Genomic DNA, 18420 nt, shown 5'->3' on the forward strand with positions numbered 1-18420 from the left:
TAGCCGGTGTCAAAGCGTTTGCCATGGGGCAAGGCGTTTTTCCACGTCACCGGACCTGACCCTACAAGAAGCGGCGCGGCATTTGCCTGGTGACCGCGCCCGACAGATAAAACGACTCGACACAGACTCGAACCACAGACGAGGCCATTTATGCACTACAACTGGAACTGGGGAATCTTCTGGGAGATGTCTCCCGATGGCATCCCCTATATCGATACGCTGCTGGCAGGCCTGAAATGGACACTGGCCACCGCCGCATGCGCCTGGATCATGGCACTGATCCTGGGCACCATCTTCGGTACCTTGCGTACCACCACCAAACCATGGGTCGTGCGCATCGCCAACGGCTATGTGGAACTGTTCCGCAACATTCCGCTGCTGGTACAGATGTTCCTGTGGTACTTCGTGATGCCGGAACTGCTGCCCGGCGCCCTCGGCGACTGGATCAAGAGCCTGCCGGACGCGTCCTTCGTGACCGCGACCCTGGCCTTGGGCTTCTTCACTTCCTCACGTGTGGCCGTGCAGGTCACTACCGGTATCCAGGCATTGCCGCGCGGCCAGCGCATGGCAGGTGCGGCACTGGGCCTGACCCCGGTGCAGACCTATCGCTACGTGCTGCTGCCGATGGCCTTCCGCATCATCATCCCGGCGCTGACCAACGAGTTTGCCGCGATCATCAAGAACAGCTCGGTGGCGCTGACCATCGGCCTGGTCGAACTGACTGCCGCGACCTACTCGATGCGTGAGTTCACCTTCCAGACCTTCGAGGCCCTGACCGGTGCCACCATCATCTACCTGATCATTTCCGTCATCGCCCTGTTCATGGCGCGCCTGCTGGAAAAGGTCACCGCCGTCCCGGGTTACATCACCGGCGGCAGCACCAGCGCAGGAGGGCATTGATCCATGTTCAGCAATTTCGATTTCGACGTCATCCAGCGCTCCTGGGTCTATCTCTTTACGACCGGCCTGAAGTTCACCCTGATCCTGACCTTCTCGGCCATGCTGGGCGGCATCATCCTGGGTACGCTGCTGGCGATGATGCGTCTGTCGTCCAACAAGCCGCTGTCGTTCATCGCGACCACCTACGTCAACCTGATCCGCTCCATTCCGCTGGTGCTGGTGATCTTCTGGTTCTACTTCCTGGTGCCCTTCATCGGTGCCTGGATCATCGGTGCCTCCGAGCCTATCCAGGTCGGGGCGTTCCAGTCGGCCCTGATCACCTTCATCCTGTTCGAAGCGGCCTACTACTGCGAGATCATGCGTTCGGGCATCCAGTCCATTCCGCGTGGCCAGGTGTTCGCCGGTTACGCCATCGGCATGAACTACTGGCAGATGATGGGCAACGTGGTGTTGCCGCAGGCCTTCCGCAACATGACCCCGATCCTGCTGACCCAGACCATCGTGCTGTTCCAGGACGTGTCGCTGGTGTACGTGCTGGGTTCGGTGCCGGACTTCGTCACCAGCGCTTCCAAGATCGCCCAGCGTGACGGTCGTCTGGTGGAAATGTACCTGTTCGTAGCCGTGGTCTACTTCGTGCTCAGCTTCGGTCTGTCGACCCTGGTCAAGCGCTTCCAGAAGAAGATCGCCATCATCCGCTAAAGCCTATGACGGCCGCCGCCCAGGGAGGCTGGCGGCCCAGTGAATTCAGAAATCCAGGAGAATCAAATGATCGAACTCAACAATGTCAGCAAGTGGTACGGCAGCTTCCAGGTCCTGACCGACTGCTCGACCTCCGTCAAGAAGGGCGACGTGGTGGTGGTGTGCGGCCCGTCCGGTTCCGGCAAGTCCACGCTGATCAAGACCGTCAACGGCCTGGAGCCGTTCCAGAAAGGCACCATCACCGTCGATGGCGTCTCGGTGGGTGACCCCAAGACCAACCTGTCCAAGCTGCGTGCGCGCATCGGCATGGTGTTCCAGAACTTCGAACTGTTCCCGCATCTCTCGATCCGTGAGAACCTGACCATCGGCCAGATCAAGGTGCTGGGTCGTTCCAAGGAAGAGGCGACCGAGAAGGGCCTGAAGTACCTGGACCGCGTGGGCCTGCTGGCGCACAAGGACAAGTTCCCCGGCCAGCTTTCCGGTGGCCAGCAGCAGCGTGTGGCGATTGCCCGCGCCCTGTCGATGGATCCGATCGCCATGCTGTTCGACGAACCGACCTCGGCGCTGGACCCGGAAATGATCAATGAAGTGCTGGACGTCATGGTCGGCCTGGCCCAGGAAGGCATGACCATGATGGTCGTGACCCACGAAATGGGCTTCGCCCGCAAGGTCGCCAACCGTGTGGTCTTCATGGACAAGGGTCTGGTCGTGGAAGATTGCGCCAAGGACGAGTTCTTCGCGCAGCCGCGTTCCGAGCGCGCGCGTGACTTCTTGGCCAAGATCATCACGCACTGATCTTCAGCCTGTCAGCATCAGGTCAAGGGCCGCTCCGGCAACGGGGCGGCCCTTGTCGTTTGGGCTACATCAAAAGCGGGTGGCGGCAGGGCGCCCGGAGCGCTTGACGGCTACGGTAGAATGTCGCCCTTGAAGACATCGCGGCTGGCTCTCCACAGCCCGCATGGCCGGGATGCCTCGCCTTACTCCCACTCCAGACCGAAAGATCATTGCAATGAGCAACGTACTGACCATCACCCGCCCGGACGACTGGCACTTGCACCTGCGCGACGGCGCCACCATGCGCGACGTGCTGCCGCACACCGCGCGCCAGTTCGCGCGCGCCATCGTCATGCCCAACCTGAAGCCGCCGGTGACCACCACCGCCCAGGCTGGCGCTTATCGCGACCGTATCCTGGCGGCCCTGCCGCAAGGCATGGCCTTCGAGCCGTTGATGGTCCTGTACCTGACCGACAATACCCCGCCGGAGGAAATCCGCCGCGCCAAGGAGAGTGGCTTCGTCAAGGCCGTCAAGCTCTATCCGGCCGGTGCCACCACCAATTCGGATGCCGGCGTGACCGATCTCTCCAAGTGCTACAAGACCCTGGAAGTGCTGCAGGAAGTGGGCATGCCCTTCCTGGTCCACGGTGAGGTGACCAATCCCGAGATCGACCTGTTCGACCGCGAAGCAGTGTTCATCGACCGCATCATGAAGCCGCTGCGCCAGGCCATGCCGGAGCTGAAGGTGGTCTTCGAGCACATCACCACCAAGGACGCGGCGGACTACGTGCTGGCCGGCGAAGGGCCGACCGCCGCCACCATCACCGCGCACCACCTGCTGTTCAACCGCAACGAGATGTTCAAGGGCGGCATTCGTCCGCATTACTACTGCCTGCCGGTGCTGAAGCGCGAGACCCATCGCCAGGCCCTGGTGGCCGCCGCCACCTCCGGCAATGACAAGTTCTTCCTCGGTACCGACTCGGCCCCGCATGCCAAGGGCGCCAAGGAACATGCCTGCGGCTGTGCCGGCTGCTACACCGCGCTGCACGCGCTGGAGCTCTATGCGCAAGCCTTCGACGCCGCCGGCGCGCTGGACAAGTTCGAGGCCTTCGCCAGCTTCAACGGCCCGGACTTCTACAATCTGCCGCGCAATACCGGCACCGTCACGCTCAAGCGCGAAAGCTGGGCCATCCCGGCCGAGCTGCCGATGGGCGATGCCACGGTGGTACCGCTGTCGGCCGGCGAACAGATCAACTGGAAGATGGTCTGACCCCCACAGGGAGGCAGCCCTGTTCCTTCGTCCCCGGCCATGGTCGCGTCAGATGATGGAGGCCATCGCCGGGATGTCCTCAACAACGAGAGAAAGGCGAGCTGTATGCAATTCGTCGATGAACTGATTACCGATTTCGACAAGGCGCTGCGCGTGATCAATGGCGTGGTGTTCGAGAGCCGTCCCAACCCGGGGCGCGGCCTGCCGGACGGGGTCATGAACGAGGCCGAGAAGCGTCACGCGGCCGGCCTGATGCGGGTCAACAATGTGGGTGAGGTGTGCGCCCAGGCGCTGTACGACGCCCAGGGCCGCTTTGCGCAGACGCCAGAGATCAAGAATGCCTTCGTCCGTGCAGGCATCGAGGAAGAGGATCACCTGGCCTGGACCGCCGAGCGTCTGCGCGAACTGGGTTCGCACACCAGCCTGCTCAATCCCTTGTGGTACGGCGGCGCCTATGTGCTGGGCAGCATCGCCGCCCGGCTGGGGGACGCTCGCAACCTGGGCTTCGTTTCCGAGACCGAGCGCCAGGTGGAGCACCACCTGATGGGCCACCTGGAAAAACTGCCGGTGCAGGACAACCGTTCCCGCGCCATCGTCGACCAGATGCGCATCGATGAGATCGAACACGGTCAGGCGGCGCGTGACCTGGGGGCGGCCGAAATGCCGGCGCCGGTCAGGGGCTTGATGAAGGCCATGGCCAAGGTGATGACCACGGTGGCCTACCGGATTTGATCGTTACCGAATGAGCAGGAAAGAAAAAAGCGGCCTTGGCCGCTTTTTTCGTTGGTGCTGCCCGGCTTACTGCTGCTGGGCGGCCGCCGAGGAGATATCGGTCAGGTCGTCGATGATCTCGAAGGAGTGCGTCATCTCTGCGGTCTTTTCCAGCATGATTGAGGCGGAGCAATACTTGTCGTGGGATAGCTTGATGGCTCGTTCGACAACATTTGTCTTCAGATTGCGGCCGCGCACGGTGAAGTGGAAATGGATCTTGGTGAAGACCTTGGGATCGCTGTCAGCGCGCTCGGACTTCAAGGTCACGTCGCAGCCGCGCACATCCTGGCCGCTCTTGCGCAGGATCACCACCACATCATAGGCGGTGCAGCCACCGGTGCCGGCCAGCACCACTTCCATCGGCCGCGGTGCCAGGTTGCGGCCGCCGCCGTCGGGTGCGCCGTCCATCGTCAACAGGTGGCCCGAGCCCGTCTCGGCCGTAAAGGTCATGCCGGACAAGCCGGTCCAGCGCACTATGCATTCCATCTGTATCGTCCAAATCGGTTGTGTGAGGCTGGCTATTGTAGCTTTTGCTGGCCCCGGCCGCAGCCAGGGCGGGTGGAGTAGAGCTTGCTGTGGTGAAGGTTTGTGATTATTGCGACGCAGAAAAATTGTTGAAATATTATTCAGTTATCATCCGGCGGGTGCTTGTAGATGATCATTGGAGTCAGCAGTGATGCCGCTTTCAGACGGTTACAAATAAATTTCGCAGTCGTTATTGCAATGCACAAACCGCTTTGCTATATTGAATTCAACGGAAGTCTTGCAGCACGTAACGATGTCTCCTCCACCCTCCTCATTGGTGTGGATTAAACCCGGAACCACAGTGTCCGGGTTTTTTTTGTCCATTTTTCCTGCGGGCCCCGGCCGAAGTTGTCCGCCGGGCAATGAAATCCTGCTGGATCGCGCCGCCGCCTGATCTTCGCGCCACAAATCCCCGAAACCTTTTGACGCTAAGTCCTTGAAAAGGCTATACTTGCCGGCTTTCCCATGCGCTCGGGAAGATAAAAGGATGAGTCCGCGAAGCGAAACACCAAGGACAGCCGGCAACATGGGCTGACCCGCATGACCGGAACCGCCACTTTGAGCGTTTATACATTGATAGAGAAAGTCAAACATGAAGACCTTTTCCGCTAAAGCCCATGAGGTTCAGCGCGAGTGGTTCGTGATTGACGCGACGGACTTGGTCCTCGGACGTGTTGCCAGCGAAGTGGCACTCCGACTGCGCGGCAAGCACAAACCCGAATTCACTCCGCACGTCGATACCGGTGACTTCATCGTCGTCGTCAACGCAGGCAAGCTGCGCGTGACCGGCACCAAGGCCACTGAAAAGACCTATTTCCGCCACAGCGGTTATCCGGGCGGCATCTACGAAACCAACTTCCTGAAGATGCAACAGCGTTTCCCCGGCCGTGCGCTGGAGAAGGCCGTCAAGGGCATGCTGCCCAAGGGGCCGCTGGGCTACGCCATGATCAAGAAGCTGAAGGTTTATGCAGATGGCAACCATCCGCACTCCGCGCAGCAACCGAAACCCCTCGCCCTCTAAGGAACAGACATGATCGGTAACTACAATTACGGAACCGGCCGTCGCAAGAGTGCAGTGGCGCGTGTTTTCATCAAGGCAGGTTCGGGCAACATCATCGTCAATGGCAAGCCCGCAGCCGAGTACTTCTCCCGTGAAACCGGCCTGATGGTGATCCGTCAGCCGCTGGAACTGACCGGCAACGTCGAACGTTTCGACATCAAGGTGAACGTCCACGGTGGCGGCGAATCCGGCCAGGCCGGCGCTGTTCGCCACGGCATCACCCGCGCTCTGATCGACTACGACGCCGGCCTGAAGTCGGCTCTGTCGAACGCAGGCTTCGTCACCCGTGACGCGCGTGAAGTCGAACGTAAGAAGGTTGGTCTGCGCAAGGCACGTCGCGCAAAGCAATTCTCGAAGCGTTAATCGTTTCTTGCATCACAGAAAGCCGTCGGCATGCGTGCCGACGGCTTTTTGCTTTTTGTTCGTCGGCCATTGCAGAGCTTTTGAGTGGAAGTGCGTGGCCCATCGTTGGCGATTCGAGCTACCTGGCCGACAGGAAAAGTCCTTGTTTCACGAAATAACTTCCTGACGGGAAATCAGCGGGAAATATTCTCCTGATAAAATGAAAAGCTTTCCAGCGCGTGTTGCACGTGCGTCCGGCGCTCGCTCGCCACGGCGATGTTTCTTCGCCTTTTTTCGCAAGGACCAGACATGATCAAGGTAGGTATCGTTGGCGGAACCGGTTATACCGGCGTCGAATTGCTGCGTATTTTCGCCACTCACCCGCAGGCAAAGGTGCAGGCAGTGACGTCGCGCAAGGAAGACGGGATGCCCGTGGCCGAGATGTATCCGTCCCTGCGTGGCCGTGTGGATGTGGCGTTTTCTTCACCTGACAAGGCCAAGCTGACCGACTGCGACGTCGTCTTCTTCGCCACCCCGCACGGCGTGGCCATGGCCCAGGCACCTGAACTGGTGGCTGCTGGTGTCAAGGTGATCGACCTGGCCGCTGATTTCCGCATGCAGGACGTGGCTGCCTTCGAGAAATGGTACAAGCTGCCGCACAGCTGCACCGACCTGCTGAAGGAAGCCGCCTACGGCCTGCCTGAACTGAACCGCGAAGCCATTCGCAAGGCCCGCGTGGTGGGTAATCCGGGTTGCTATCCGACCACCATGCAACTGGGCTTCGCACCGTTGTTGAAGGCCGGTGTGATCGATGCCTCGCACCTGATCGCCGACTGCAAGTCCGGCGTCTCCGGCGCCGGTCGCAAGGCCGAGCTGAGCCTGCTGTTCTCGGAAGCCTCCGACAACTTCAAGGCCTACGGCGTGTCCGGTCACCGTCACTCCCCCGAAACCATCGAGCGCCTGTCGCACCTGACCAGCGACAAGGTCGGCCTGCTGTTCACGCCGCATCTGGTACCGATGATCCGCGGCATGCATTCCACGCTGTATGCGCGCCTGACCAAGGAAATCGACAACGCCGCCCTGCAGGCGCTGTTCGAGGCTGCCTACAAGGATGAGCCTTTCGTCGACGTGCTGCCCTTCGGTTCGCATCCCGAAACCCGCACCACGCGCGCTTCCAACATGCTGCGCCTGGCCGTGCACCGTCCGGACGGTGGTGACACCGTGGTGGTGCTGGTGGTCCAGGACAACCTGGTCAAGGGCGCTTCGGGCCAGGCGGTCCAGTGCATGAACCTGATGTTCGGTCTGGACGAAGCCACTGGCCTGCAGCAGGTCCCGGTCCTGCCGTGAAGTACCGCCTATGGCGTCAGCGCATGACGATTTCTGCGCCGAAGATGACCATCAAGCGGCACCTGCCATGGCCTCTGATGGTCCTGCTGTGGGCAGCGGTGCTGGCCGTGGGTTCGTTGGCGGCGGTTTGGACCTACCAGCTCGGCCGTAACAACCTGCCAGGCTTGCATGGTGATGCCGGCGAGCAGATCGAGCAGCTTAGCGAGCAGGTCAGGAAACTGACTGCGGAGAACGAGCGCTTGCAATCTGCCTCCAATGCGTCGCAGAATGAACTGAAGATTGCGCAGACCGCGCAGGCCACGCTGGCGACCCAGGTGAAGAACCTGGAAGCGGAAAACAACCGCCAGAAGGAAGACCTGGCCTTCTTCGACAGTCTGTTGCCGACCAATCTGGGCGCACCTGGCATCACGATCCAGCGCTTCAAGGCCGAGCAGGCGGCGCCGACCCAGCTGCGCTACCGCGTACTGGTGATGCAAGGTGGTGGGGGAACGCAACAGTTTGCAGGAAACCTACAGCTTAGTGTCAATATTGTGCAGGGCGGCAAAAATGCTACACTCAATTTTCCTGAAGGCAATGCCGCCGACCAGGCGCGCTACCGACTCGCATTCAAGTATTACCAGCGGGTCGAAGGCTTGCTGACTATCCCCGAGGGGGCCACCGTCAAATCGGTTGCCGTTCGTGTTCTCGACCGCGGCCAGGTTCGTGCCCAGCAGTCGGTAGATCTGTGAGGTGATTCCATGTTTACACGCAAAACCAAAAGCACGATCGACAGCCTGATCGGCATGTCCACCACCATCAAGGGCGATGTGGGTTTCAGGGGCGGCCTGCGCATCGATGGCAATATCAACGGCAACATCAATGCCGAGAGCGGCGAGCCCAGCGTGCTGGTGATCTCCGAGCATGCCAAGGTGGTCGGCGAGGTACGCGCGGCGCATCTGATCGTCAATGGCGAGATCGTGGGCGACGTGCATTCCTCCGAACTGCTGGAGCTGCAACCCAAGGCTCGCATTACCGGCAATGTCTTCTACAAGGCGCTGGAGATGCATGGCGGCGCGCTGGTTTCCGGCAAGCTCAGCCATGACCAGGCAGTGGATACTCCGGTGCTCAAGCTGGCTGCATCGTCGGAAGCATGAAAATCCGCAAGCGCTTATAATGGCTTTATCGATCTAGTGTATTGATCCGCCTCAAGCCCAGCAGGAGCCCGAAATGAATGCCGTAGCCGAACTGCAACACACCGATATCCCCGCCCCGATCAACTTCAGCGACAGCGCCGCCGCCAAGGTGGCCCAGCTGATCGAAGAAGAAGGCAATCCCGACCTGAAGCTGCGCGTTTTCGTGCAGGGTGGCGGTTGCTCGGGTTTCCAGTACGGTTTCACCTTCGATGAAATCGTCAACGAAGACGACACCACGATGAGCAAGAACGGCGTCCAGCTGTTGATCGATTCGATGAGCTACCAGTATCTGGTCGGCGCTGAGATCGACTACAAGGACGACCTGGAAGGCGCGCAATTTGTCATCAAGAACCCGAATGCCACGACCACGTGCGGTTGCGGCTCGTCGTTCTCGGTCTAAGCGCCGCAAGTTCCCCCGACCGCAGGTCGAGGGGCTCAAAAAAAGGACGCCGCGGCGTCCTTTTTTTCATTGCCTCTTTCGCCAATCGCGCGACGGGCGATCCGTCTGTCATTGCGCCAGCATCCCGGCTCAACCCAGCTCTGCAAACGCCTTGGCGGCCGCAGCGATGGTTTCCTCGATAATGGCATCGCTGTGTTGTGCCGAGACGAAGCCGGCTTCGAATGCCGAGGGCGCGAAGTAGATGCCGGCGTCCAGCATCTTGTGGAAGAAGCGGTTGAAGCGCTCCTTGTCACCCTGCATCACCTCGGCATAGCTGGCCGGCACCTTCGCATCGAAGTACAGGCCGAACATGCCGCCCACCGCGTCCGCCGAGAACGTCACGCCGGCCGCGCCGGCTGCTGCCACCAGGCCGTCAGCGAGCTTGCGGGTCTGGATGGTCAGGTATTTGTAGAAGTCCGGCTGCTGGATGATCTTCAGCGTCGCCATCCCTGCAGCCACGGTCACCGGATTACCTGACAATGTGCCGGCCTGGTAGACGCCGCCCAGCGGCGCCAGGTGTTTCATCACCTCAGCGCGACCGCCGAAGGCCGCAACCGGCAAACCACCGCCAATGACCTTGCCCAGCGCGGTCAGGTCGGGAACGATACCGTTCAACTCCTGGGCGCCACCGCGCGCCACGCGGAAGCCCGACATCACCTCGTCGAAGATCAGGATGGCACCGTACTGCGTGCACAGGCGGCGCATGGTCTGGAGGAATTCATCGCTGGCACGCACCAGATTCATGTTGCCGGCCACCGGCTCCACGATCACGCAGGCGATGTCGTTGCCGGACGCCTTGAAGGCCTCTTCCAACTGGGCCGCGTTGTTGTAGTCCAGCACCAGCGTGTGCTTGGCGAAATCTTCCGGCACCCCGGCCGAGGTCGGATTGCCAAAGGTCAGCAGGCCGCTGCCAGCCTTTACCAGCAGCGAATCCGCATGGCCGTGGTAGCAGCCTTCGAACTTGATGATCTTGTCGCGCCCGGTCGCACCGCGGGCCAGGCGCAGCGCGCTCATGGTCGCCTCGGTGCCGGAGGACACCAGGCGGATCTGTTCGATGGATGGGACCAGCTTGATGATTTCCTCGGCCATCTCGATTTCGGCCTCGGTGGGTGCACCGAAGGACAGTCCGCGCGCGGCCGCCTGCTGCACTGCCTTGACCACTTCCGGATGGGCGTGGCCGACGATGGCCGGTCCCCAGGAGCCGATGTAGTCGATGTAGCGCTTGCATTCGGCGTCCCAGAACCACGGCCCTTCGGCCCGTTCGATGAAGCGCGGAGTGCCGCCTACCGAGCGGAAGGCGCGTACCGGGGAATTGACGCCGCCCGGCGTGCTTTGTTGGGCGCGGGCGAAGAGCGAGGCATTGGTCTTGGTCATGAGCGTGCGAAGGATGAAATCCAGGGATCAGTTCAGTTGATGGAGGGAGGCGCGTCCGGATCTTCAGATTCGCGCGCCCAGAAATAACGGTCCGGCATCAGTTTGCCCATGCCGATGCGCTGGGCATTGGCCAGTGCGGCCAGCGTGAATTCCTGCGCCTCGGAGGCCGCCAGTGGCACCTCCAGGCCATTGGCCAGCATCGCCGTCAGTGCCGCCGACAGGGTCGTGCCGGCGCCGACGAACGACCCCGGCAGGCGCGGCCAGGCGTCCTGGCGCACCAGACCGGATTCATCGAAGAGGGAGTTGGCCACCTCTTGCAGATCGGTCTGGGTATTGGTCACCAGCAGGTACTCGCAACCCATCTCGATGATGCGCATGGCGTCCAGCATCAGGGCATCGCCGGTCACCGGCTCGCGCCAGGTCTCGGCCAGCCGGGTCAGTTCGCCGGCCGATGCGACCATCACGGTAGCTTGCGGGATCAGCAGTTCGCGGATGGCAATGAGGCGGTCGTCCTCGTCTTCCTGGTTGGCCAGGGCGCTGATGAACGGGTCCAGGATCAGCGGCACGTCGGGATAATCGGAGACGATTTCGGCGATCACCGAGATATTCTCGATGCTGCCCAGCGCGCCGACCTTGAAGGCCGCCACGGCCATGTCTTCCAGGATCACGCGAGCCTGGTCGGCGACCCAGTCGACATCGACCACCTGCACATCTTCGACACGGGCGGTGTCGCCGATCAGCAAGGCCGTCACGACGGACAAACCGTGGCAACCCATGGCGGCGTAGGTGGCGAGATCCGCCTGGACGCCGGTGGCGCCGACCGGATCGGCGGCGCCGAAGCTCAGGATGAGGGGGGGAGTTTGGTTTTGCACGTCGAGTAGATTAAGATAGCTGACTTAGCATTTTACTTGATTGATTTTAGGGATAGTCAGCCGTGACGAATAGCAGCCAAACCGAATTCAAAACCTGGATGTGCCTGATCTGTGGTTGGATCTACGACGAAGAAGCAGGCCTGCCGGAAGAAGGCATCGCCCCCGGCACCCGCTGGGACGATGTGCCCATCAACTGGACCTGCCCGGAATGCGGCGCCCGCAAGGAAGATTTCGAGATGGTCGCAATCTGATTGAAGCACGTGGCCGCACCTGGCGGCGCCGAGCTGCACCCATCCGCCTTTGATGCCCCGGATAGCCGGATAGTATGTCCTCCAGAGCGTCCCCGCCTATTGCGGGGACGCCTCCTCCCCACTTTTTCTTGCCATGCGGGATTTGATATAGGTCAAATTCCCTATCCGTGGCTTTTTTCCATCACTTTGTTGTGCTGTCTGGTCGAATAAGTTTGCTGCATGGAAATTCTTCGGGATTTTCTAGGTAAAATCGAGCCCTGTACCAGCACTGTCCCGCTTACCGGATGATGGGCGCCCAGACGCCCGCGCCGTTTGCACCAGGCACTCCCCAGAAAGGCTTGCACCTTGGGCCAGCCGCCAACGGCGGTCGGCTCAGGCCATCCGGTGGCATCGGCACGCATCCGATGCACGGTGCATTTCTCTTATCGCTCCGAGAGGCTGGTATGCCACACACCAAGGATTTCGTCATCGACGCCCAACACGCGTGTCCGCCGCAGGATCGGTGGGGTCGCGAGGGACTGGAGCAGTTCCAGGCCTCGCTGCTGTCCCGCATGGCCGCCTCCAACCACGAAAGTCTGCATACGCGGCGACTGGCGGTGGCCATGGAGGGCCAGCGCTGCCTGGTGCCGCTGACCCAGGCCGGTGAAATCGTCCCCCTGGTCGGGCATGCCATCACCCCGGTGCCGGCGACACGGCCCTGGTTTCGCGGTCTGCTCAACATTCGCGGCAACCTGATCGGTCTGGCCGACCTGATGGGGTTGGCAGGAGCGCCGTTACAGCTGGTCGGCACAGCCAGTCATGCCTTGTTACTGGCTCCGGGGGTGGCGCCACAGTGCGGCTTGCTGGTATCGGCCGTCCTGGGGCTGAGAGACATATCAGAAATGGTGAGAATCTCGAAAAATGACGATGAAGGAATTCGTATTCTTGGTGCAAACCAACGTTATAAAGACAGCAGCGGCCAACAATGGGACGAGCTGGACCTGGTGCAAATGAGTCAGGACAGCAGTTTCCTGGAGGTAGGGCGGTAGACCGCCCTCCTGAGAAGACCGTGGGCCGGCCACGCCGGCCTTCAATTACCACCGCATCATCACAAGACCCACACAATAGGGGTAGGAACACCGGTCATGGAACCGACCTTGCCGTATCTGTCGAATAAAGCCGCGCCGGTTGCGATCGCGTCCGAAACCGCAAGCCGGGCCGATCCGGGCATCCCCGTCGGCACAGCAGCTGTCGGCCTTCGCCTGCCTTATCTGCACCGCTATACCCTGCGCACGCAGACGCGCATGTTGCTGGGCGTGCTGGCCTTGTCGCTGACAGCCTTATTTCTGTTCATGTGGCTGGGCGCGCGACTGTACGTGCTGGCTACCCTGCAGACCAACCTGGCCTCCGACCTGGTGATGCATTCCCAGCGCATCGGCAAGGCCGTCCCCAACGCCATCCAGGGCAATCCGCAGGCCTTCATCCAGTTGGCCCAGAGCCGCGCCGAATTCAATCGTGATCTGCTGCTGCTGAGCAGCGGCGGCAGCTTCCAGGGCCAGACCATCGGCCTGCCCGAGGCCCGCATGAAGCCTGCACTGGAAAACGTGGCGCGCATGTGGCGACGTACCGATCAGGCCGCCGATACCATCCTGGGTATGGAAAAGGAGCTCACCGGATTCGGTACCACCCTCAAGCACCTCAATCAGCTGCTTCCGGTGATGCTGGACCTGAGCGAGCAGATCGCCATGCTGCAATCGGAAGGACGGCCTACCACCCGCGAGATGAATGCCGCCAGCCAGTTGGTCATGCTGACGCTGCGCCTGGGTCGCAGTTCCAATGAATTCCTCACCTCCGACGGCGTCAATCCTGAAACCGCCTTCATGCTGGGCAAGGACATCACGGCCTTTGGCGATCTTTTGAAGAGTCTGCTGGAAGGCAGCGAAATGCTGCGCCTGCGGCCGGCCACCGACCCCGACCTGCGCGAGAAGCTGCAGGAACTGGCCAGGGTATTTGCCGACTACCAGCCGGAGATCGCCGGCATCCTCGGCAACCTGCAGAATTTCATCGCTGCCAAGCGTTCCGAGCAACTGGTCTTCGTCGAGAACGAGACCCTCAAGCGCCACCTCACCGAGCTGCAGGATGCCTACCGCAACGCCTTGAAGGCGAGGTCCTGGACCTTCTGGGCGATCCTGGCGGCGATGATCGCTGCCTTGCTCAGCGCCGTGGGCATCGCCCTGGTACAGCTGCAGAGCAGCCGCAACAATGCCGCCGCCGCCGAGGCCCGGCGCCAGGAAGCCGAGTTGCAGCGCCAGCTGGCCCAGCAGGAGGAAGAAAAGGCGATGCGCGCCAACCACCTGACCCAGGCCGCCATCCTGCGCCTGATGACCGAACTGCAAAAGGTCGCCGACGGCGACCTGACGGTACACACCACCGTCTCCGACGACGTCACCGGCGCCATCGCCGACTCCGTCAACTACACCGTGGAAGCCCTGCGTGGCCTGGTGGAACAGGTCACCCAGATGGCGGCCAAGGTGGCGCTCAGTTCCGAGCAGGTGCGTGGCACCACGACCGAACTGGGCGAGGCCGCCCGCGCCCAGGCGCGTCGTATCCAGCGCATTGCCCATGCCATGCTGGAGATGTCCAGGCAGATTGCCGGCATCTCGCTGTCGGCCGATGAATCGGCCGATGTGGCCCGGCATGCGGTGGTGGTGGCCGAGCGCGGTGCGCGCGCGGTGGAAGACGCGGTCAAGGCCATGGATGGCATCCGCGAGCAGATCAGCGAGACCTCCGACCGCATCGCCCGTCTGGGTGCCTCTTCCCAGATGATCGGTGAAATCACCGATTTGATTTCCGACATCACCGAGCGCACCAATGTGTTGGCGCTGAATGCTGCCATCCAGGCGGCTTCGGCCGGCGAAGCCGGGCGCGGCTTCTCGGTGGTGGCCGAAGAGGTGCAACATCTGGCCGAACGTTCCAGCGCCGCCACGCGCGAGATCGGCTCGCTGGTGCGCATGATCCAGGCCGATACCCGCGACGTGGTGGTGGCCATGGAAAAATCCACCACCGGCGTCACCGAAGGTGCGGTGCTGTCCGACGCTGCCGGCAGCGCCCTGGCCGACATCCGCAGCGTTTCCAAGAAGCTGGCGGACCTGATCCAGGGCATGGCCGCGGCCACCCGGGAGCAGGCGGTCTCGGCCAATGGCGTGGCCCAGCAGATCCAGGGCATCCTGACCGAGAACGACGTCATCGAACAAAGCCGCGAACAGGTTTCCACCCTGTACGAAGAATTGTGGGACGCCGCCCGCAAGCTGGAAAACTCGGTCTCGCGCTTCCGCGTGACCGTCTCCTGAGCGGGCAGGGCGCTCATGCATCTCGATTCCGCATCCGCTGCCGCGCGCTCTGCGACTGAAGATTCCCTGGACCCCGTAGCTGGCCGCATCAATGCCTCGCTGCGCCAGACCCTGCTGCCGCTGCTGACGATCGTTCGACAGCAGGATGGCGTCTGGCGCAGCTGTCTCGGCAAAGGACATGCCGGTGCCGTACCGCCCTTGTATCGCCGCACCCTGCTGACCTTGCGCGACTGCGCACGCAGCGTCGGCGCTGTGCCTCTGGCCGATATCGCCAGTCAGCTCATCATGCTGCTGGAACAGCACACACCCGATTCGCCATTGGCGCCGCCCAGATTGCTTCAGATCGAACAAGGTCTGGACCAGCTGGCGCGCCTGCTGGAAAGCCCAGGTTCGCCAGCAGTGCTTACTCTTCCGGGCAGCGAAGCGCCCCGACCGATCATGGGCAACGTCATGACGCCGCACGACGTGATCGATCCCGGTCTGCTGCCTGTCTTTCTGGAGGAGGCGCAGGAACTCATGGCCAGCATCGGTGAGACCATGCTGGCGCTACCCCCTGGCCACAGGCATACCCCTGCCGACACGGACCTGCTGGCCGAACTGGCGCGTCCGCTGCATACCCTTAAAGGCAGCGCCCGCATGGTCGGCGCGATGCGGTTGAGCCAGTGCGTGCACGAGATGGAGAGCGCGCTGCAGCGCCTGCAGACCGGCGAGGTAGCCCAGAATGCCGACGTATTGACCGCGCTGCTGGCGCTCTACGACCAGACCATGGAGCACTTCAGCAACCTGGAGCAGGCCGCCGCCTCGGTCCCGGCCGCAAGCCGATCTGGTGGCCTGCAGTCCCCCCTGCAGCCCCCCTCGCAGCCGCATTTCCGGGCAGCACCCGTGCTGCGCATCCGTACCACTGTGCTGGACCGCTTGCTCAATCAGGTCGGCGAAGTCTCGATCATGCGCGCCCGGCTGGACAATGAAGTGGCAGCCCTGCAGGACGATGTGCGCATACTGGGTGATCACTTGCGCACCCTGGCCGATCAGGTCGGACAATTGCAGCGGGACACCGGCGCCGCTCCGGTCGCAGCGCACGAGCTGCAGGCTGTGACCTATGCCATGGATACCGTACTGGCGCAGGCATGGCGGCAGCAAAAGCATCTGCACGATGGCGTCGGCCGGGCCTGCGAAGGTCTGCGCCAGCAGGGACGCTATGCCCGCGAACTGCAGCAGGACCTGATGCACGCGCGCATGATCAAATTCAACAGCATGGAGTCCCGTCTGCAGCATCTGGCACGCCAGCTGGCCGCCGAGACCGGCAAGCCGCTGGTGCTGGACCTGTCTGACTGCCGGTTGCAGATCGACCGCGCCATCCTGGAGCGCCTGATGGGTCCGCTGGAGCACCTGCTGCGCAATTGCGCCGTCCACGGCATCGAGGACACCGCTGCCCGCCGCGCGGCCGGCAAGCCGCCTTCCGGTCAACTGCGCGTGCAGGCCGGTCATGAAGGCAACGAAGCCGTCATCCGCGTGAGCGACGACGGGCGTGGCCTGGACCTGGTCGCCATTCGTGGCAAGGCCCGCCAGCGCGGTCTACCGGCAGCCCAGGACGCCAGTGATGCCGGGCTGGCCGAGCTGATCTTCGCGCCGGGTTTCAGTACCTCGGCGCAAGTGTCGGCGCTGGCCGGGCGCGGCATCGGCATGGATGTGGCGCGGGCTGAAGTAGCGGCCCTGGGCGGACGCATGACCGTGCATTCGCGACCCGGGCAGGGCGTGCTGTTTACCCTCTATTTGCCGCTGTCGCTGGCGGTGCAGCAGGTCTGCCTGCTGCAGCAGGGCCGGCAGCAGTACGCCATTCCCTCCACCCTGATCGACAGCGTATTGCAACTGCGCAGCGAACAGGCGCGCCAGGCCCTGGAGCAGCGTGTGCTGGAGGTCAATGGACGGCGCCTGGCCTTGTACCCCCTGCATCACCTGCTGCGGGAACAACTGGAGCCGGAGCAAGATGCCGACCTTGAAGTCGAGGCCAAGGCCGCCGATCAGGCCGACACCGATTCCGCCTTCGCCCTGCTGATCAAGAGCGGCGATGAACTGATGGTGATCATGGCCGATCACGTCAACGGCAATCGTGAGGTGGTGGTCAAGCCGGTCGGCCCGCAACTGGCGACCCTGGCCGGCCTGGTGGGCGCCACCGTGCTGGGGGATGGGCAGATCGTCCTGATCCTCAACCCGTTGCTGCTGGCCGGCTCGCGCCATGCCGATAGCAGCGTGGTCACGCCGGGCGTACAATAACGGGCTTTGGGCGGCCTGCCGGCGCGCCCTTGCACTTCGCCCGAGGCCCGTCATCGACCCCACACTCGTTTCCATTCTCCTGGCCACCACCCTGGCCGGCGTGGTCAGCATCACCGCTGCCGCGGTGTTCTCGTTTGCCTTGCTGTCGAAGATGGTGGAGCGCCTGGTCAGCCTGTCGGTGGGCATCATGCTCTCGACCTCGCTGTTGCATGCGTTGCCCGAAGCCTTTGAATCCCAGGCCGAACCCCATACCCTCTTCGCGGTGCTGCTGGGTGGCCTGCTGGCCTTCTTCCTGCTGGAAAAGACCGCTATCCTGCGCCACTCGCACCATCACGAGGATGACGGACACGGCCACCACCACGGCCACGACAAGAAGGAAGCCGGCAAGGCCGGCTGGATGATCCTGGTGGGCGACGGCCTGCACAATTTCACCGACGGCATCCTCATTGCCGCCGCTTTCCTGGCCGATCCGCACCTGGGCCTGGTGACCGGGCTGGCCATCATCGCTCATGAGATTCCGCAAGAGATCGGCGACTTCATCGTGCTGCTCAATGCCGGTTTCTCGCGTACCCGCGCCTATGTGTACAACCTCATCTGCAGCCTCATGGCAGTGGCCGGCGGCACGCTGGGCTATTTCATGCTGGAGCGGGGGATGGAGTGGATTCCCTTCGTGCTGGTGTTCGCTTCGTCGGGCTTCATCTACATCGCCGTTTCCGACCTGATGCCGCAGATGCAGCGCCGCGCCACGTTGCGCGAGACCATTCCGCAGGTGATCCTGATTGCCGCCGGGGTACTGATCGTGCTGGCACTGACGCGCCACGCGCACGGTCACTGAGCACATCCGGTGCCTGGCCGTGGTGGAGATGATCCTCGCCATGATCGCCCCGGCTGTGTAGCATCCAGCGCAGGCCGATGCTGCAGACCAGTCCCAGCAGGCCGACGAACAACAGCAGGTCTTGGAGCATGATCCATCCTTTCATGGCAGTGGTGCGCCCGGCTGGCGGCACCTGACTGGGGACGC

At 62.4% G+C, this 18420-nt stretch carries 20 protein-coding genes; 16 read left to right on the forward strand and 4 right to left on the reverse strand.

Annotation, left to right across the window (positions count from 1 at the left end; genetic code table 11):
* Positions 1-150 precede the first annotated feature (150 nt).
* From HFRIS_RS04030 to coq7, 5 genes are all read left to right on the forward strand, one after another.
* Positions 151-900, forward strand: a complete 750-nt coding sequence (locus HFRIS_RS04030; protein ID WP_006461961.1) for an amino acid ABC transporter permease — start codon at positions 151-153, stop codon at positions 898-900.
* Positions 901-903: 3 nt separating this feature from the next.
* Positions 904-1599 carry an amino acid ABC transporter permease gene (locus HFRIS_RS04035; protein ID WP_006461962.1) on the forward strand — a complete coding sequence of 232 codons (696 nt, stop codon included), beginning with the start codon at positions 904-906 and terminating at the stop codon, positions 1597-1599.
* A gap of 66 nt (positions 1600-1665) precedes the next feature.
* On the forward strand, positions 1666-2394 hold the full coding sequence (locus tag HFRIS_RS04040) for an amino acid ABC transporter ATP-binding protein (protein WP_006461963.1): 729 nt from the start codon (positions 1666-1668) through the stop codon (positions 2392-2394).
* Positions 2395-2608: 214 nt separating this feature from the next.
* The gene (gene pyrC, locus HFRIS_RS04045; RefSeq protein ID WP_006461964.1) at positions 2609-3643 is read left to right on the forward strand and encodes a dihydroorotase; all 1035 of its coding nucleotides are present in this window, start codon (positions 2609-2611) and stop codon (positions 3641-3643) included.
* A gap of 105 nt (positions 3644-3748) precedes the next feature.
* Positions 3749-4375 (forward strand): 2-polyprenyl-3-methyl-6-methoxy-1,4-benzoquinone monooxygenase, encoded by a 627-nt coding sequence (gene coq7, locus HFRIS_RS04050; RefSeq protein WP_006461965.1) that lies wholly within the window; start codon positions 3749-3751, stop codon positions 4373-4375.
* A gap of 66 nt (positions 4376-4441) precedes the next feature.
* Here coq7 and HFRIS_RS04055 read toward each other — a convergent pair whose 3' ends face one another.
* Both HFRIS_RS04055 and HFRIS_RS25150 read right to left on the reverse strand, forming a co-directional pair.
* Positions 4442-4900 carry an OsmC family protein gene (locus HFRIS_RS04055; RefSeq protein WP_039874313.1) on the reverse strand — a complete coding sequence of 153 codons (459 nt, stop codon included), beginning with the start codon at positions 4898-4900 and terminating at the stop codon, positions 4442-4444.
* 207 nt (positions 4901-5107) lie between these two features.
* Positions 5108-5533, reverse strand: a complete 426-nt coding sequence (locus tag HFRIS_RS25150; RefSeq protein ID WP_152486624.1) for a hypothetical protein — start codon at positions 5531-5533, stop codon at positions 5108-5110.
* Between HFRIS_RS25150 and rplM the strand changes: the two genes are divergently transcribed.
* From rplM to erpA, 6 genes are all read left to right on the forward strand, one after another.
* Positions 5532-5960, forward strand: a complete 429-nt coding sequence (gene rplM / locus HFRIS_RS04060) for a 50S ribosomal protein L13 (RefSeq protein ID WP_006461967.1) — start codon at positions 5532-5534, stop codon at positions 5958-5960. The genes HFRIS_RS25150 and rplM overlap by 2 nt on opposite strands.
* A gap of 9 nt (positions 5961-5969) precedes the next feature.
* Positions 5970-6362, forward strand: coding sequence for a 30S ribosomal protein S9 (gene rpsI / locus HFRIS_RS04065; RefSeq protein ID WP_006461968.1), 393 nt, complete (start codon positions 5970-5972; stop codon positions 6360-6362).
* A 288-nt stretch (positions 6363-6650) separates the two neighbouring features.
* Entirely contained in the window at positions 6651-7688 is a 1038-nt protein-coding gene (argC, locus tag HFRIS_RS04070; protein ID WP_006461969.1) for an N-acetyl-gamma-glutamyl-phosphate reductase, read from the forward strand.
* 23 nt (positions 7689-7711) lie between these two features.
* Complete coding sequence (locus HFRIS_RS04075; RefSeq protein WP_006461970.1) at positions 7712-8416, forward strand: DUF6776 family protein; 705 nt, start codon at positions 7712-7714, stop codon at positions 8414-8416.
* 9 nt (positions 8417-8425) lie between these two features.
* Complete coding sequence (locus HFRIS_RS04080; RefSeq protein WP_006461971.1) at positions 8426-8821, forward strand: bactofilin family protein; 396 nt, start codon at positions 8426-8428, stop codon at positions 8819-8821.
* A 73-nt stretch (positions 8822-8894) separates the two neighbouring features.
* Positions 8895-9260, forward strand: coding sequence for an iron-sulfur cluster insertion protein ErpA (gene erpA, locus HFRIS_RS04085; protein ID WP_006461972.1), 366 nt, complete (start codon positions 8895-8897; stop codon positions 9258-9260).
* A 129-nt stretch (positions 9261-9389) separates the two neighbouring features.
* Here the strand turns inward: erpA and hemL are convergent, their stop codons facing one another.
* Both hemL and thiD read right to left on the reverse strand, forming a co-directional pair.
* Positions 9390-10673 carry a glutamate-1-semialdehyde 2,1-aminomutase gene (hemL, locus tag HFRIS_RS04090; RefSeq protein WP_006461973.1) on the reverse strand — a complete coding sequence of 428 codons (1284 nt, stop codon included), beginning with the start codon at positions 10671-10673 and terminating at the stop codon, positions 9390-9392.
* Between the two features lie 32 nt (positions 10674-10705).
* Positions 10706-11545: a bifunctional hydroxymethylpyrimidine kinase/phosphomethylpyrimidine kinase gene (gene thiD, locus HFRIS_RS04095; protein WP_006461974.1), complete on the reverse strand. Its 840-nt coding sequence runs from the start codon at positions 11543-11545 to the stop codon at positions 10706-10708.
* A 98-nt stretch (positions 11546-11643) separates the two neighbouring features.
* Here thiD and HFRIS_RS04100 point away from each other — a divergent pair, with 98 nt between their 5' ends.
* From HFRIS_RS04100 to HFRIS_RS04120, 5 genes are all read left to right on the forward strand, one after another.
* Complete coding sequence (locus tag HFRIS_RS04100; RefSeq protein ID WP_006461975.1) at positions 11644-11796, forward strand: rubredoxin; 153 nt, start codon at positions 11644-11646, stop codon at positions 11794-11796.
* A gap of 443 nt (positions 11797-12239) precedes the next feature.
* Positions 12240-12824 (forward strand): chemotaxis protein CheW, encoded by a 585-nt coding sequence (locus HFRIS_RS04105; RefSeq protein ID WP_006461976.1) that lies wholly within the window; start codon positions 12240-12242, stop codon positions 12822-12824.
* Positions 12825-12920: 96 nt separating this feature from the next.
* Positions 12921-15125 carry a methyl-accepting chemotaxis protein gene (locus HFRIS_RS04110; protein WP_006461977.1) on the forward strand — a complete coding sequence of 735 codons (2205 nt, stop codon included), beginning with the start codon at positions 12921-12923 and terminating at the stop codon, positions 15123-15125.
* 15 nt (positions 15126-15140) lie between these two features.
* Positions 15141-17399 (forward strand): chemotaxis protein CheA, encoded by a 2259-nt coding sequence (locus HFRIS_RS04115; RefSeq protein WP_006461978.1) that lies wholly within the window; start codon positions 15141-15143, stop codon positions 17397-17399.
* Positions 17362-18234 (forward strand): ZIP family metal transporter, encoded by an 873-nt coding sequence (locus HFRIS_RS04120; protein WP_420865054.1) that lies wholly within the window; start codon positions 17362-17364, stop codon positions 18232-18234. The genes HFRIS_RS04115 and HFRIS_RS04120 overlap by 38 nt, the downstream gene beginning before the upstream one ends.
* Positions 18235-18420 lie beyond the last annotated feature (186 nt).

It is taken from the genome of Herbaspirillum frisingense GSF30 (assembly GCF_000300975.2).
GTDB classification, from domain to species: Bacteria; Pseudomonadota; Gammaproteobacteria; order Burkholderiales; family Burkholderiaceae_D; genus Herbaspirillum; species Herbaspirillum frisingense.

Coding starts and splice junctions, on each gene's coding strand:
- erpA (WP_006461972.1), top strand. CDS start 8,895: ATGAATGCCGTAGCCGAACTGCAACACACCGATATCCCCGCCCCGATC.
- HFRIS_RS04105 (WP_006461976.1), top strand. CDS start 12,240: ATGCCACACACCAAGGATTTCGTCATCGACGCCCAACACGCGTGTCCG.
- hemL (WP_006461973.1), bottom strand. CDS start 10,673: ATGACCAAGACCAATGCCTCGCTCTTCGCCCGCGCCCAACAAAGCACG.
- HFRIS_RS04030 (WP_006461961.1), top strand. CDS start 151: ATGCACTACAACTGGAACTGGGGAATCTTCTGGGAGATGTCTCCCGAT.
- rpsI (WP_006461968.1), top strand. CDS start 5,970: ATGATCGGTAACTACAATTACGGAACCGGCCGTCGCAAGAGTGCAGTG.
- HFRIS_RS04075 (WP_006461970.1), top strand. CDS start 7,712: ATGACGATTTCTGCGCCGAAGATGACCATCAAGCGGCACCTGCCATGG.
- HFRIS_RS04040 (WP_006461963.1), top strand. CDS start 1,666: ATGATCGAACTCAACAATGTCAGCAAGTGGTACGGCAGCTTCCAGGTC.
- HFRIS_RS04035 (WP_006461962.1), top strand. CDS start 904: ATGTTCAGCAATTTCGATTTCGACGTCATCCAGCGCTCCTGGGTCTAT.
- pyrC (WP_006461964.1), top strand. CDS start 2,609: ATGAGCAACGTACTGACCATCACCCGCCCGGACGACTGGCACTTGCAC.
- HFRIS_RS04100 (WP_006461975.1), top strand. CDS start 11,644: ATGTGCCTGATCTGTGGTTGGATCTACGACGAAGAAGCAGGCCTGCCG.
- HFRIS_RS04055 (WP_039874313.1), bottom strand. CDS start 4,900: ATGGAATGCATAGTGCGCTGGACCGGCTTGTCCGGCATGACCTTTACG.
- HFRIS_RS25150 (WP_152486624.1), bottom strand. CDS start 5,533: ATGTTTGACTTTCTCTATCAATGTATAAACGCTCAAAGTGGCGGTTCC.
- argC (WP_006461969.1), top strand. CDS start 6,651: ATGATCAAGGTAGGTATCGTTGGCGGAACCGGTTATACCGGCGTCGAA.
- HFRIS_RS04080 (WP_006461971.1), top strand. CDS start 8,426: ATGTTTACACGCAAAACCAAAAGCACGATCGACAGCCTGATCGGCATG.
- HFRIS_RS04110 (WP_006461977.1), top strand. CDS start 12,921: ATGGAACCGACCTTGCCGTATCTGTCGAATAAAGCCGCGCCGGTTGCG.
- HFRIS_RS04115 (WP_006461978.1), top strand. CDS start 15,141: ATGCATCTCGATTCCGCATCCGCTGCCGCGCGCTCTGCGACTGAAGAT.
- rplM (WP_006461967.1), top strand. CDS start 5,532: ATGAAGACCTTTTCCGCTAAAGCCCATGAGGTTCAGCGCGAGTGGTTC.
- coq7 (WP_006461965.1), top strand. CDS start 3,749: ATGCAATTCGTCGATGAACTGATTACCGATTTCGACAAGGCGCTGCGC.
- HFRIS_RS04120 (WP_420865054.1), top strand. CDS start 17,362: ATGCCGATAGCAGCGTGGTCACGCCGGGCGTACAATAACGGGCTTTGG.